Source organism: Microbacterium sp. K35 (assembly GCF_004794375.1).
Classification (GTDB): domain Bacteria; phylum Actinomycetota; class Actinomycetes; order Actinomycetales; family Microbacteriaceae; genus Microbacterium; species Microbacterium sufflavum.
The window spans coordinates 1-12,610 of the sequence record NZ_SSDM01000178.1 but is presented as its reverse complement, the minus strand read 5'-3'; the positions used below and the strand labels follow the sequence as shown (position 1 = coordinate 12,610).

Below are 12,610 nucleotides of genomic sequence, written 5' to 3'. Positions count from 1 at the left end.
CGAGCTCGGCCTCGGCCACCGCCTGCGCCGTGCCACCCGCCACACCGGCGATGCGCACGACCTCGGCACCCGCGCGGGCGTCGAGCTCCTCCGCGGCGAGCGCGAGCACGGGCTCGAACAGGGCGTGCTCCGGGTCGCGGATCTCGAACTGGGTCGTGTGCACCCCCACCGCGACACCACCGGCGCCCGCGTCGAGGTAGTAGCGCGTCAGGGCGCGCTGGCGGCGTTCGTCGAGCGTGCGGTCGGCCGTCAGCGCGAGCGGGTGCGCGGGGATCACGGCACCGCGCGCGAGCGTGGCCGCGGCCTCGGGTCGCAGCACCGGCACGGTCGCGGTGTCGGCGGACGACGACGGCATCAGAACTTCCCGTCCCGCACGGCCCACTTGGTGGGCTTGGCGATCATCGGCAGGCCCGCGTCGATCCAGGAGGCCTGCATGCGGATCAGCTCCTCGGCCGACACGGACGGGTAGCCGAACAGGGCCATGCAGCGGCGGGCGTCGCTGAGCAGCGCGGTCGGCTGCGGCTCCTCGACGATCGTGACCTCGCGGTCGAACAGGCTGCCGAAACCGCGGGCGACCGACTCCACGCTCAGCAGCTCCGGTCCGGTGAGGTTGATGACAAACGGGTCGGTCGACGCGTGCACGAGGCTGCGCAGCACCACCTCGTTCGCGTAGCCCTGCCAGATCACGTTGACGTTGGCGGTGGCGACCGACACGGGCTCGCCCGCGTGCACGGCCGTGCCGATGTCGGCCAGCACCCCGTAGCGCAGGTCGACCGCGTAGTTCAGGCGGATGATGGCGACCTTCGTGCCGCGCTCCTGCGCACCGAACTCGAACACCCGCTCCCGTCCGAGGCACGACTGGGCGTACTCGCCGATCGGCGCCGGGGTCACGTCCTCCGACGCGCCGCCCGACGACGCGGGCACGAACGGGTACACGTTGCCGGTGGACAGCACGGCGATCGCGCTGTCGCGGTAGCGGCGGGCCACCCGGTCGGGCAGGGCGGCGTTGACCTCCCACGCCCACGACGCGTTGGTCGCCGCACCGAACTTCGCGCCGACCATGAACACCACGTGGGGGGCGTCGGGAAGGACGGAGAAGTCGTCGTTCTCGATCAGGTCGAACGGCACGACGGTCACGCCCGCGGCCTCCAGGCGCTCGCGGATCGCGGCGTCGCCGAAGCGCGAGACCGCGTACACGGCGTCGTCCTTCCGGCCGGCCGCGTCCATCCCGCGGCGCGCGAGCATCGCGAGCGTCGGGCCCATCTTGCCGCCGGCGCCGAGGATCACGAGGTCGCCCGATCCGCGTGCCAGGTCGGCCACGAGCGCGTCGCTCGGCGTGGCCAGTGCCTCTTCGAGCTCGGCCTCGGAGGCGAAGCTGTGCTGAGTCATGTGGTGCTTTCCCTTCTTCTCAGCCCTTGATCCCGGTGCCGGTCACGCCCTCCTGCACGTACCGCTGGGCGATCAGGTACGCGAGGAAGATGGGCAGCAGCGCCACGACGGAGCCGGCGAGCATGGTGCTGAGCGGCACGTTCTGCTGCTGCAGCGACGAGATGCCCACGGTGAGGGTGAACATCGAGTTCGACTTGGCGATGATGAGCGGCCACAGGAAGTCGTTCCAGTGCCACAGGAACACGAAGATGCCGAGGGTGGCGAGGATCGGCTTGCACAGCGGCAGCACGATCCGCAGGAAGATGCGGAACTCCCCCGCACCGTCGATCCGTGCCGCCTCGAACAGCTCGTCGGGCAGCCCCTGGATGAACTGCCGCATCAGGAACACGGCCTGCGCGTTCGCGAGCGTCGGCAGGATCAGGCCCCAGTAGGTGTCGATGCCGCCGAGGTTCGCCATCAGGATGAACGTCGGGATCAGCGTCACGTGGAACGGCACCATGACCATCGCCAGGAACGACCAGAACATGACCTCCTTGCCGCGGAAGCGCTTCTTGGCGAAGGCGTATCCGGCGAGCGCGGAGAGGAACAGCACGGCCACGACCGACACGAGCGAGTAGACGAGCGTGTTGAACAGCCAGCCGAGGATGTTCTGACCGCCGAGCACCTGCGCGTAGGAGTCGAACGAGATGTCCGTCCAGGGCAGCAGCGAGCCGGGGAGCTCGACGACCATGCCGGGCTTCAGGCTCAGCACGACCATCGCATAGAACGGGAAGAAGCTGAGGATGCCCGCGAGGCTCAGCCAGATCCACCGCACGACCACGCCCCAGCCGGTGGGCTCCAGCGCGCGGAACGAGCGGCGCTTGCGGGGCGCGGGCTGCGGGGTCGGCGCGGCGGTCTGCGTCGGGGGCTGCAGGAGAGCGGTCATTTCTGCTTTCCGATCACGAGGCGCTGGATGAGGGCGACCACGAGGGTCATGACGAACAGGGCGACGCCGACGGCGGCCGCGTAGCCGTAGTCGAAGTAGCGGAAGCCCTGGTCGTACAGCAGGTAGACAAGCGAGTAGCTGGCGTTCGCCGGACCACCCTGGGTCATCACGTAGATCACGTCGAACACCTGGAAGGCCGCGGTGGTCTCGATGACCGCGAGGAAGAAGAACGTGGGGCGCAGGTGCGGGAGGATGATCCACCGGAACCGCTGCCAGGCGTTCGCGCCGTCGACCAGCGCGGCCTCCTCCAGCTCACGCGGCACGTCCTGCAGCGCCGCGATGAGGATCATCATCCCGTAGCCGAACCGCGACCACACGCCCACCACGACGATCGCGGGGATCACGAGCACGGTGCTGCCGAGCCACGAGCCGCCCAGCCCGAGCGGGGCCATCAGGGCCGACCAGGGGCCGTTCGCCGAGAAGATCCACACGAAGATCGAGCCGGCGAGCACCAGCGAGGTGATGACGGGCAGGAAGAAGATCGACCGGAAGAAGCGGGCGCCGCGGAAGGCCCGTCGCACGCCGAGGGCCATCACGGTCGACAGCACGAGCGCGATCGGCACCGCCAGCACCGTGTAGATGACGGTGGTCCCGAGCGCCCGCCAGAACAGCGGATCGGCGACCAGGCGCTGGAAGTGGTCGAGTCCGCGCCACGCGATCTCGCCGGAGATGTCGTAGTCGAAGAAGCTCAGCGCCACGCCCGCGATGCTCGGGCCGAAGCGGAAGGCGATGAACAGCAGGAAGGCGGGGAGCACGAACAGGAACGCGATGCGCGCTTCCCGCCGGGCGAGCACCCGGGCGACGCGCCCTGCGGGCTTGGGTGCCGTGGTGGCCGTCGTCATTGTCGTTTCCTCACGTCGGGGGCGGAGAGGAGGGGGCGTGCGGCGGGTGTCCGCACGCCCCCGTCGCCTCACTTCTGCAGCAGCGGGGCTGCGGCGGCCGCGGCGTCCTTCAGGGCGTCGGCGGGCGACTTCTGGCCGAGCAGGGCGGCCTGGATCTCGGGCGACAGCACACCCATCAGGGCGCGGGAGCTGGCGTCGAGCTGACCGACGGTGGTGTCGGGCACGTACTTCTCGACCTCGCCGAGCAGCGGGTCGTCGGCGTACAGCGGCTCGGTCGTGCTGAGCGCGGAGAAGTAGCCGGCGGCGGTCAGGTACGGCTCGACCACGTCGGCGCCGGTGGCGTACTCGGCGAACGCGGCGGCGGCGTCCTTCGCCTTCGAGCCCTTGAGCACCGAGAGCGAACCGACGGTGCCGTACGCGACGGACTCCTTGTCGCTGAGCGGCGCGAGCACCTTCACGTTCTCCTCGCCCCAGAACGGCGCGACCTCGGTGACCGCGTTGTTCCAGGTGCAGGCGACCTTGCCCTGCGCGATCGCGGTCTGCTCGAGCGGCACGTTGGTGGTGAGCGCCTCGGGGTCGAGCGCGCCCTCCTCGGCCAGGTCGGTGAGGAAGGTGAGCGCCTTCTCGCCGGCCTTGCTGTCGAAGCCGACCTCGCCGTCCTCGGTGTAGACCTCGCCGCCCGCCTGCCACAGCAGCGGGTAGTAGGTGAGGTTGAGGGTGTTCTCGGCGGAGGCCGGGTAGTTCAGGGCGTACATGCCCTTCTCCACGAACGCGGGTGCCATCTCGGCGACGTCGTCCCAGGTCTCGGGGTACTCGGTCACGCCGGCGGCCTCGAACGCGGCGGCGTTGCAGATGAGCGGCTGGGCGCTGGTGAGGATGGGGGCGCCGAGGATGTCGCCGCCGATCGTGACGGACTCCTTGACGTTGGGCAGCAGGTCGTCCTGACGCTCGGTGCTGAGCAGGTCGTTCAGCGGCGCGATCGACTTCTGGTAGGCGGCGAGCTGGTCGGGGATGAGGTAGACGACGTCGGGACCCTTGCCGGCCGCGATCGCGGTCTGGAGGGCCTCGTCGCGGTTGGCCCACGGGAAGATCTCGTAGGAGACGTTGACGTTCTCGTTCTCCTTCTCGAACGCCTCGATGGTCGAGTCCCAGAAGTCCTTGTGCACCGCCTCGTCGGCGATGACCGGGTAGAGCCAGACCGTGATGTCCTGCTCGCCCTCTGCGGTGGTGCCTCCGCCGGCCGAACATCCGGCCAACAGGGTGGCGGCCGCGACTCCCGCGACGACGCCGGTGATCTTGCTGACGCGCATGGTGCTCCTTTGCGTAAACCGTGCTGAGTACGGTTCATTATGACATTGGGCTGGGATAATTCGTCAAGTACAAGTTCTCAGACGCTTGTTTCCAGCGTGTTTCTCGATCGTCAACGACAAAACACGATGTGAGAACCGGGTGTGCTAATTTGATCGCACCAACGACGGGGACGAAGGAGGCACCGCACATGGGCGTGACGAGTCCGCTGTCGATCGTGGCGCGCTGCGCCCTCCAGCTGCGCGACACGGGACCGGCGACCGTGAGCGATCTGTCCCGCTCGCTGGAGGTCTCCCGCACCTCGGTCGAGAACGCCGTGACCGTGCTCAGCGACTCCGGGCTGCTGGTCGACGCGCCCGCGCAGAACGGCGGAGGGGCCGGACGACCCGCCCGCCGGTACGCGTTCCACGCCGCCGCCGGCACCGTCGTGGGCGTCGACATCGGCGTCGCGAGCGTGCGGGTCGTGCTGTCCGACCTCGCCGGAGCGGTCATCGCCCAGCGCACCTACCCCGGCGTCTCGGCGCAGACCGACGGGGCCGCCAAGCTCGCCGCCGTCATCTCCCACATCCGCGGAACCCTCGCCGACACCGGCATCCCCGCGTCGCAGGTGCGCGCCGTCGGCGTCTCCCTCCCCGGGCTCGTCGACGACGCCGGCCGCGTGACCACCTCGGTCGTCATCCCCGAGTGGTCGGGCATCGACATCGGATCGCAGCTGCGGCACGCGTTCGGGTGCCCGGTCGCCGTCGACAACGGCGTGCGTCTCGCCGCGGTCGCGGAACACCACCTCGGGGTCGCGCAGCTCGTCGACGACGTGATCTACCTGTCGGTCGGCAACCGCATCGCGATGGGCCTCATCCTCGGCGGACGCCCCCGCCGCGGCATCCACAACGCGGCGGGCGACATCGGACGCCTGGCCTTCCGCGGACTCAACAGCGAGACCGGGCAGATCCCCTGGCGCACGGCCCCCACCGCCGCAGAGGTGTTCGCCCTCGCGCGGGAGGGCGACCCCGGGGCACGCGAGGAGCTCGACGCGTTCATCGACGAGCTCGCGCACGGCATCGCCACGCTGATCCTCACGGTCGATCCCGCCATGGTCGTCATCGGCGGCGGACTCTCGGCGGCGCACGAGCAACTGCTCGACCCGCTGCGGGCCGCACTCCCCGGGCACCTCGGGCTGCCGTTCCAGGTGCCGGTCGCCGAGGCGCGACTGGGCGCGGAAGCCGCCGCGCACGGTGCGGTCGTGCACGCGTTCCAGCGGCACCCCGCCGAGATCTCCGGCATCGACGACATGCCCGCCCCGCCCATCACCCCCCTGCCGCACGAGCCGGTCACCGGCGACGACACCGAGGAGAAGCAGTGAGCACGTTGACAGTCGGACTCATCGGCGCGGGCGGCATCTCCCGCGTGCACGCCGACGCGTGGCGGGCGCTGGGCGTGCGGGGTTACGTGACCTCGCTCGACGGTGCCGAGGAGATCGCCGCGGAGTACGGCTTCGAGCTGGTCGCCGACGTCGACGCGCTGATCGAGCTGGTCGACCTGGTCGACATCGTCACGCCCAGCAGCACGCACGCCGACTTCGCGCTGCGCGCCATCGCCCGCGGTCGCGACGTGATCTGCGAGAAGCCGCTCGCCGCGACCGCCGAGGCCGCCGCAGAGGTGACCGCGGCCGCCGCTCGCGCCGGTGTCCGGCTGTTCCCCGCGCACGTCGTGCGGTACATGGGCGAGTACGCGCAGATCAAGGCGGGCATCGAGGCCGGGCACGTGGGCGAGCTCGCGGTGCAGCGGTTCAGCCGTGCGGGCTCCGCGCCGCAGACCGGGTGGTTCTTCTCCGAGCGGGCGGGCGGCGGCGTGATCCGCGACCTCATGATCCACGACATCGACCAGGCGCTGTGGTTCGCCGGACCGGTCGCCAGCGTCTACGCCGTGCAGAACCCGCCGACGGTGGACGACCGCGTGCCCGCGCCCGTGACCGCGCACGTCGTGCTCACCCACCGCAACGGGGTGCTCAGTCACCTGCACGCGAGCTGGGCGCAGCCCGGCATGCCGTTCCGCACGAGCGTCGAGGTCGCGGGATCGGCGGGCCGTCTGCGGTACGACAGCGCCGAGGACCACACCCTCCGCACCGACGCCGTGGTGCCCGAGGGCGACGCCGACTACCTGCCGCCGATGTCGCCCGAGGAGAGCCCGTACTACGCCGAGATCGCCGACTTCGTGGCCGCGATCCGCGAGGGCCGTGCGGCGCGCGTCGCCCCCGCCGACGGGATCGCCGCGGTCGCGGTCGCCGAGGCCGCCTACGCCTCCATCGCCTCGGGCTCCGCGGTCGCCCTCCCCGGGGAGGCCGCCGCGGCCGACTCCACCGCTCCCGATCCCGCCGCGCCCGCCACCGAGGAGGCCACCCGATGACCGCCCCCGCCCCGCTGCGCATCGCCGTCCTGTCGTTCGCGCACACGCACGCCCTCAGCTATGTGCACGCGCTGAAGGAGATGCCCGGCGTCGAGCTCATCGCGACCGACCCCGACGGCGCGGCCGCGCCCGACGACGCTCCCCGCGGCGCCGAGCTCGCCGCCGAGCTGGGCGTGGCCTACGTCGACACGTACGACGAGGCCTTCGCGTGGAAGCCGGACGCCGTCGTGATCGCGGCCGAGAACTCCCGGCACCGCGCCCTCGTCGAGCGTGCTGCGGCGGCGGGCGTGCACGTGCTGTGCGAGAAGCCGCTGGCCACCACGGTCGAGGATGCGATCGCCATGCGCGACGCGTGCGAGACCGCGGGTGTGCTGCTCATGGTCGCCTATCCCGTGCGGTTCTCCCCCGCGGTGCGCGACGCGATCGCCGAACTGCGCAGCGGACGACTCGGGCGCATCCTCGGCGTGACCGGCATCAACAACGGCAAGCTCCCGCAGGACAGGGCCTGGTTCACCGACCCCGAGCTCGCGGGCGGCGGCGCGCTCGTCGACCACGTCGTCCACTGCGCCGACCTGCTCGACGAGCTGCTCGGCGAGCGAGCGGCGTCCGTGCGCGCCGTGTCGAACCGGGTGCTGCACGCGCAGCGCGAGCTGTCGGTGGAGACGGGCGGGCTCGTCACGATCCAGTACCCGGGCGGCGTGGCCGCCACGATCGACTGCTCCTGGAGCTGGCCGATGAGCTCGGCCACGTGGGGCGGCCTCACGCTGCAGGTCGTCGCCGAGCGCGGCACCGTCACCGTGAGCCCGTTCGCGAAGGGCGTCGCCGGGCACGACGCGCACGGTGAGACCTGGAGCCCGGTCGGCGCCGACCTCGACGCGCTGCTGCTGGAGGAGTTCGTGCGTGCCGTGCGCGACGGCCGTCAGCCGCAGCCCGACGCCGGGGTGGGCATCCGCACGGTCGAGATCGTGAAGGCCGCGCAGGCCTCCGCCGCCCGCGACGGCGAGGTCGTGCACCTCTAGCCGGTCCCCCACCCGCTCGATGCGGGGTCAGAATCGCGCCTTCAGGGCACCGCACACGCACCTTTTCGACCCTGGCACCACCGCGGCGGACACACCCGCTCGACGCGGGATCGAAACCGTCCCCGCGGAGCCCGCCCCCGGCACCTTTTCGATCCCGGCACACGGCTCACGCCCGCGGGAGGAGGTGCGCGGGCATGGATGGAGGCGCGGTGGTGTTGCAGCAGACAGCACCGACACGGAGGAGCAGCATGCGCATCGACCTGACCGGAAAGACCGCCCTCGTCACGGGCTCCACCCAGGGCATCGGCCGCGCCATCGCCACGGCCCTCGCCGACGCCGGAGCCCGCGTGGCGGTCAACGGCCGCAGCGCCGACACGGTCGCGGCGGTGGTCGCCGAGCTGCGGGAGGAGAATCCCGAGCGGAGCCTGGTGCCCGCGCCGGGCGATGTCACCACCGACGACGGCGCCGCGGCGGTGCTCGACGCCACGGGCGACGTGGACGTGCTGGTGAACAACCTCGGGATCTTCGGCGCGACCCCGGCACTCGACATCTCCGACGACGAATGGCGCCGCTACTTCGAGGTGAACGTGCTCGCCGCCGTGCGACTCATCCGGGCGACGCTGCCGGGCATGATGCAGCGCGGCTGGGGGCGGGTGCTCGACATCGCCAGCGACTCCGCCGTCGTGATCCCCGCGGAGATGATCCACTACGGCATGTCGAAGACGGCGCTGCTGGCGGTGTCGCGCGGCTTCGCGAAGGAGGCGGCGGGCACCGGCGTCACGGTGAACTCGGTGCTCGCGGGGCCCACCCACACGGGCGGCGTGGAGGACTTCGTGTACTCCCTCGTCGACCCGGACCTGCCGTGGGACGAGGCGCAGCGCGAGTTCATGCGCCTGCACCGCCCGCAGTCGCTGCTGCAGCGGCTGATCGAGCCCGAGGAGATCGCACACATGGTCGCGTACCTCGCGTCGCCGCTCGCGTCGGCCACGACCGGGGCCGCGGTGCGGGTCGACGGCGGCTACATCGACGCGATCCTCCCGTAGTCGGCCTGCGATCGATCCCGGTCGCGGGCCGCCGGGACCTGGGGCCGCGTCAGGGCGCGAAGACGGTGAGGTCGTCGGCCGCGGAGGAGTTCTGCGTCATGGCATGGATGCGTCTGTCCGGACGATCGAACCACTGCCGCGCCCCCGTCCAGGTTCCGGGAGTATGCTGGCACGTCGGGTCGTGTGACCCCCGAGAGTCCGGAAGGCGGTGATGGCGATGTCCGACGATAGTAACGACGCCGCCCTCGCTGCGTCGCGACTCCCTGCGTTCTCGCGTTGACCTCCCGGTCCGCGTCCGCACGTCCTGTTCCGCAGCCGTCGGCGGCGTCTCCCGCCCCCTGACGAATCCGCGCACGGAGCCTCCGCTGCCGTGCGCTCGCGAGAACGGAGCCGCATCATGGCGCTCATCGACAACGGCGTGTACGTCCACGGACGTCGCGTGGAGACCCCGAGGAACCTGGACGAGACCTACCGCATGCTCGACGCGGCGGGCGGCATCGCCTGGATCGGCCTCTACCGCCCCAGCCCGGCGGAGGTCGAGTCCGTCGCCCGCGAGTTCGACCTGCATCCCCTCGCCGTGGAGGACGCGCTCTCCGGGCATCAGCGCTCGAAGGTGGAGCGCTACGGCGACACCCTGTTCGCGGTGCTGCGCCCGGCCCGCTACCGCGACAAGGAGGAGTCGATCGAGTTCGGCGAGCTGCACCTGTTCGTCGGGCCCGACTTCGTGGTGACCATCCGGCACGCCGAGTCGCCCAACCTCGCCGCCGTGCGCTCCCGCATGGAGGCGAACCCGGAGCTGCTGGCGATGGGACCGGAGGCCGTGCTGTACGCGATCCTCGACGAGGTGGTCGACGGCTACGAGCCGATCGTCGCCGGTCTGCTCAACGACATCGACGAGATCGAGGACCAGCTGTTCGGCGACGGCGCGGACGACAGCGCACTGTCCCGCCGCATCTACGAGCTGTCCCGCGAGGTGATCAACTTCCAGCGCGCCGTGCACCCCCTCAGCGGGATGCTGGAGTGGCTCCGCCGCGGGTCGGAGAAGTACCGCATCGACGAGGAGCTGCAGCGGTCGCTGCGCGACGTGCTCGACCACACGATCCGCGTCAACGAGCGGGTGGACTCGTTCCGCGCGATCCTGGAGAACGCCCTCACGGTGCACTCGGCGCTGGTCGCGCGGCGGCAGACCGAGGCGGGCCTGGCGCAGAACGACGAAATCAAGAAGATCTCCTCCTGGGCGGCGATCATCTTCGCCCCCACGCTCGTGGGCACGGTGTACGGCATGAACTTCGACGTGATGCCCGAGCTGCACTGGGCGTTCGGGTACCCGATGGCGATCGGAGCGATGGCGGCGTTCGCGGTGGGCCTCTACGGGGTGTTCAAGTACAAGAAGTGGCTGTGACCGCCCCTGGTGGAACGTCCGTGACGGCACGTACGATCCACGGGGACGCGCGAAGGAGATCGACATGACGCAGCACATCCTGAAACTGCCCGACGTGGATCTCGTGTACGACGTGCACGGCCCGTTGCCCACGGCCGACGGGCGCCGTCCGCTGGTCATGATCGGTCAGCCGATGGACGCCAGCGGGTTCCAGGCCCAGGTGGCGCTCTTCCCCGACCGCACCGTCATCACGTACGACCCGCGCGGCCTGGGGCGCAGCGTGCGGCACGACGGGGGCGTCACCAACGAGCCGGAGACGCAGGCGGAAGACGTGCACGCGCTGATCGAGGCGCTCGGCGCCGGACCGGTCGACCTGTTCGCGAGCAGCGGCGGCGCGGTGACGGCGCTCGCCCTGGTCGCCGCCCACCCGCACGACGTGGCCACCCTGGTCGCGCACGAGCCGCCGATCGATGCGGTGCTGCCCGACGCCGAGGCCGCCCGCCGCGCCAGGGCCGCCTACACCCGCGCGTATCAGGACCGCGGCTGGGGCGCCGGCATGGCGGGCTTCCTGGCGATGACCTCGTGGGAGGGCGAGTTCACCGAGGAGTTCCTCGCGCAGCCGCTGCCCGACCCCGCCGCCTTCGGGATGCCCGCCGACGACGACGGATCCCGCGACGATCCGCTGCTGTCGGAGCGGTCGTGGGCGGTCGTCGACTACACGCCCGACATCGCGGCGCTACAGGCGGCACCGACGCGGATCGTGGTGGCGGTGGGCGAGGAGTCGCTGACGGGGTACACCGGACGGACCGCGCTCGCGCTGGCCGAACGGCTGGGCCAGCAGGCGACCGTCTTCCCCAGCCACCACGGCGGCTTCCTGGGCGGGGAGTCCGGCTATGCGGGCCAGCCCGAGGCGTTCGCCGCCACGCTCCGTGAGGTGCTCGACGCGGGATGACGAGGGCGCTCAGTCCTCGTCGGAGCGGCTGATCTCGTCGAGGAGGTCGTCGAGGGTGTCGAACTCCATCGTCTCGGAGCCGTCGAGCGCACGCACCTCGACGCCGTCGACCTCCAACTCCTCGTCGAGCTGCACCAGGATGCGCGACTCCGGGAACTGCTTCGGAGCGACGAACGCGAGCAGCACGGCATCGGCGAACACCACGACCGACGTGGCCTCCAGGTCGTCGCGCAGATCGATCTGCTCGACCACGGGCTCGTCGTCCACCGCGTCGTCGATGTCCGACGCGACCTCGTCGACGATCGCCCGCCACCGCGACTCGTTCACCGACAGCACGCGCTCCAGCGTGGCGACCAGCGCGTCATCGTCGACCTCGTCGTGCTCGTCGAGCTCCGGATCGACGTTCACCGAGACCGTGGCGCCCGCCGCGTCGATCCCGGCGCGGCCGTACACCAGGCCGTTCTCCGCGACGGGGTCGTCGAGCAGACCGGAGTCGGCGATGCGGGCGAGGAGACGGTCGAGCGCAGACGAGGTCATCCGTCCAGTCTCCCGCATCCGGGGTCGCCGTGGTCGGCCGATAGGCTCGGAGCCGTGCCGAACGCCGAATCCCCCGCCCCCGCTTCCGCCACCGCCGACCTCCAGCGCCTCACCGCCGCCCTGGCCGATCCGGCGCCGCTGAACTGGCTGATCACGGGCGACTCGATCACCCACGGGCTGGTGCACACGCAGGGCGGACGCAGCTACCCCGAGCACCTGCACGAGCTCATCCGCGGCGAGCTCGCCCGCGTGCGCGACATCGTGATCAACTCGGCGATCAGCGGCAACCGCATCGCCGACATCCTCGACGACTGGGACCGCCGCGTCGCCTCCTGGAACCCCGACGTGGTGACCCTCATGATCGGCACGAACGATGTGTCGACCGGCGGCGAGCGCCCCGTGCTCTCGGCCGCCGAGTATGCGGAGTCGCTGCGGGAGTTCGTGCGGCGTGCGCGCGACCTCGACGCGGTCGTGGTGGTGCAGACGCCGCCCGCGGTGGACGGCCTCAACGCCCCGGAGCGGTCGCGGATCGCCGAGTTCGCCGAGGCCGTGCGGCGCGTCGCCGCGGAGGAGGACGTGCTCCTGGTCGACCAGTACGCCCGCTACGCCGAGCTGGGGAACGGCGGGGTGCCGTGGGGCCTGATGGGCGACCCGTTCCACCCGAACGCGGCCGGGCACGCGGCGCTCGCACTCGAACTCGCGCGCACCCTCGGCCTGACGCCCGCGGGCAGCCGCACCCTGCCGCTGCTCG

General features: G+C 71.3%; 12 protein-coding genes and 1 pseudogene. 7 read left to right on the top strand and 6 right to left on the bottom strand.

All coding sequences use genetic code 11. From position 1 onward, the window contains the following. The 5 genes and pseudogenes from DW299_RS06920 to DW299_RS06900 form a co-directional block, all read right to left on the bottom strand. Window positions 1–355: pseudogene (locus DW299_RS06920) on the bottom strand (dihydrodipicolinate synthase family protein); the annotation flags it as partial. Next, the gene (locus tag DW299_RS06915) at window positions 355–1,389 is read right to left on the bottom strand and encodes an NAD-dependent epimerase/dehydratase family protein (protein ID WP_136036149.1); all 1,035 of its coding nucleotides are present in this window, start codon (window positions 1,387–1,389) and stop codon (window positions 355–357) included. The gene DW299_RS06915 and the pseudogene DW299_RS06920, both read right to left, overlap by 1 nt. Before the next feature lie 19 nt (window positions 1,390–1,408). Further along, complete coding sequence (locus DW299_RS06910; protein WP_136030487.1) at window positions 1,409–2,314, bottom strand: carbohydrate ABC transporter permease; 906 nt, start codon at window positions 2,312–2,314, stop codon at window positions 1,409–1,411. Further along, window positions 2,311–3,216, bottom strand: a complete 906-nt coding sequence (locus DW299_RS06905; protein WP_136030489.1) for a carbohydrate ABC transporter permease — start codon at window positions 3,214–3,216, stop codon at window positions 2,311–2,313. The genes DW299_RS06910 and DW299_RS06905 overlap by 4 nt, the downstream gene beginning before the upstream one ends. Before the next feature lie 68 nt (window positions 3,217–3,284). Next, on the bottom strand, window positions 3,285–4,526 hold the full coding sequence (locus DW299_RS06900; protein ID WP_136030491.1) for an ABC transporter substrate-binding protein: 1,242 nt from the start codon (window positions 4,524–4,526) through the stop codon (window positions 3,285–3,287). Window positions 4,527–4,714: 188 nt separating this feature from the next. Between DW299_RS06900 and DW299_RS06895 the strand changes: the two genes are divergently transcribed. From DW299_RS06895 to DW299_RS06870, 6 genes are all read left to right on the top strand, one after another. After that, window positions 4,715–5,884, top strand: a complete 1,170-nt coding sequence (locus DW299_RS06895) for an ROK family transcriptional regulator (RefSeq protein ID WP_136036148.1) — start codon at window positions 4,715–4,717, stop codon at window positions 5,882–5,884. Next, complete coding sequence (locus tag DW299_RS06890; protein WP_136036147.1) at window positions 5,881–6,927, top strand: Gfo/Idh/MocA family protein; 1,047 nt, start codon at window positions 5,881–5,883, stop codon at window positions 6,925–6,927. Before DW299_RS06895 ends, DW299_RS06890 begins: the two co-directional genes overlap by 4 nt. After that, on the top strand, window positions 6,924–7,946 hold the full coding sequence (locus DW299_RS06885) for a Gfo/Idh/MocA family protein (RefSeq protein ID WP_136036146.1): 1,023 nt from the start codon (window positions 6,924–6,926) through the stop codon (window positions 7,944–7,946). The genes DW299_RS06890 and DW299_RS06885 overlap by 4 nt, the downstream gene beginning before the upstream one ends. A 248-nt stretch (window positions 7,947–8,194) precedes the next feature. Continuing rightward, complete coding sequence (locus DW299_RS06880) at window positions 8,195–8,989, top strand: SDR family NAD(P)-dependent oxidoreductase (RefSeq protein ID WP_136036145.1); 795 nt, start codon at window positions 8,195–8,197, stop codon at window positions 8,987–8,989. Between the two features lie 397 nt (window positions 8,990–9,386). After that, a complete protein-coding gene (locus DW299_RS06875; protein WP_136030501.1) occupies window positions 9,387–10,391 on the top strand; it encodes a magnesium and cobalt transport protein CorA in 1,005 nt (334 codons plus the stop codon). 64 nt (window positions 10,392–10,455) lie between these two features. Next, complete coding sequence (locus tag DW299_RS06870) at window positions 10,456–11,322, top strand: alpha/beta fold hydrolase (RefSeq protein ID WP_136036144.1); 867 nt, start codon at window positions 10,456–10,458, stop codon at window positions 11,320–11,322. Window positions 11,323–11,331: 9 nt separating this feature from the next. Here the strand turns inward: DW299_RS06870 and DW299_RS06865 are convergent, their stop codons facing one another. Continuing rightward, entirely contained in the window at window positions 11,332–11,859 is a 528-nt protein-coding gene (locus tag DW299_RS06865) for a cytochrome C5 (protein WP_136030505.1), read from the bottom strand. A gap of 54 nt (window positions 11,860–11,913) precedes the next feature. Between DW299_RS06865 and DW299_RS06860 the strand changes: the two genes are divergently transcribed. After that, on the top strand, window positions 11,914–12,610 hold a 697-nt coding region (locus DW299_RS06860; RefSeq protein WP_136036143.1), incomplete at its 3' end, for an SGNH/GDSL hydrolase family protein.

Coding starts and splice junctions, on each gene's coding strand:
- DW299_RS06915 (WP_136036149.1), bottom strand. CDS start 1,389: ATGACTCAGCACAGCTTCGCCTCCGAGGCCGAGCTCGAAGAGGCACTG.
- DW299_RS06895 (WP_136036148.1), top strand. CDS start 4,715: ATGGGCGTGACGAGTCCGCTGTCGATCGTGGCGCGCTGCGCCCTCCAG.
- DW299_RS06880 (WP_136036145.1), top strand. CDS start 8,195: ATGCGCATCGACCTGACCGGAAAGACCGCCCTCGTCACGGGCTCCACC.
- DW299_RS06910 (WP_136030487.1), bottom strand. CDS start 2,314: ATGACCGCTCTCCTGCAGCCCCCGACGCAGACCGCCGCGCCGACCCCG.
- DW299_RS06885 (WP_136036146.1), top strand. CDS start 6,924: ATGACCGCCCCCGCCCCGCTGCGCATCGCCGTCCTGTCGTTCGCGCAC.
- DW299_RS06875 (WP_136030501.1), top strand. CDS start 9,387: ATGGCGCTCATCGACAACGGCGTGTACGTCCACGGACGTCGCGTGGAG.
- DW299_RS06865 (WP_136030505.1), bottom strand. CDS start 11,859: ATGACCTCGTCTGCGCTCGACCGTCTCCTCGCCCGCATCGCCGACTCC.
- DW299_RS06905 (WP_136030489.1), bottom strand. CDS start 3,216: ATGACGACGGCCACCACGGCACCCAAGCCCGCAGGGCGCGTCGCCCGG.
- DW299_RS06870 (WP_136036144.1), top strand. CDS start 10,456: ATGACGCAGCACATCCTGAAACTGCCCGACGTGGATCTCGTGTACGAC.
- DW299_RS06900 (WP_136030491.1), bottom strand. CDS start 4,526: ATGCGCGTCAGCAAGATCACCGGCGTCGTCGCGGGAGTCGCGGCCGCC.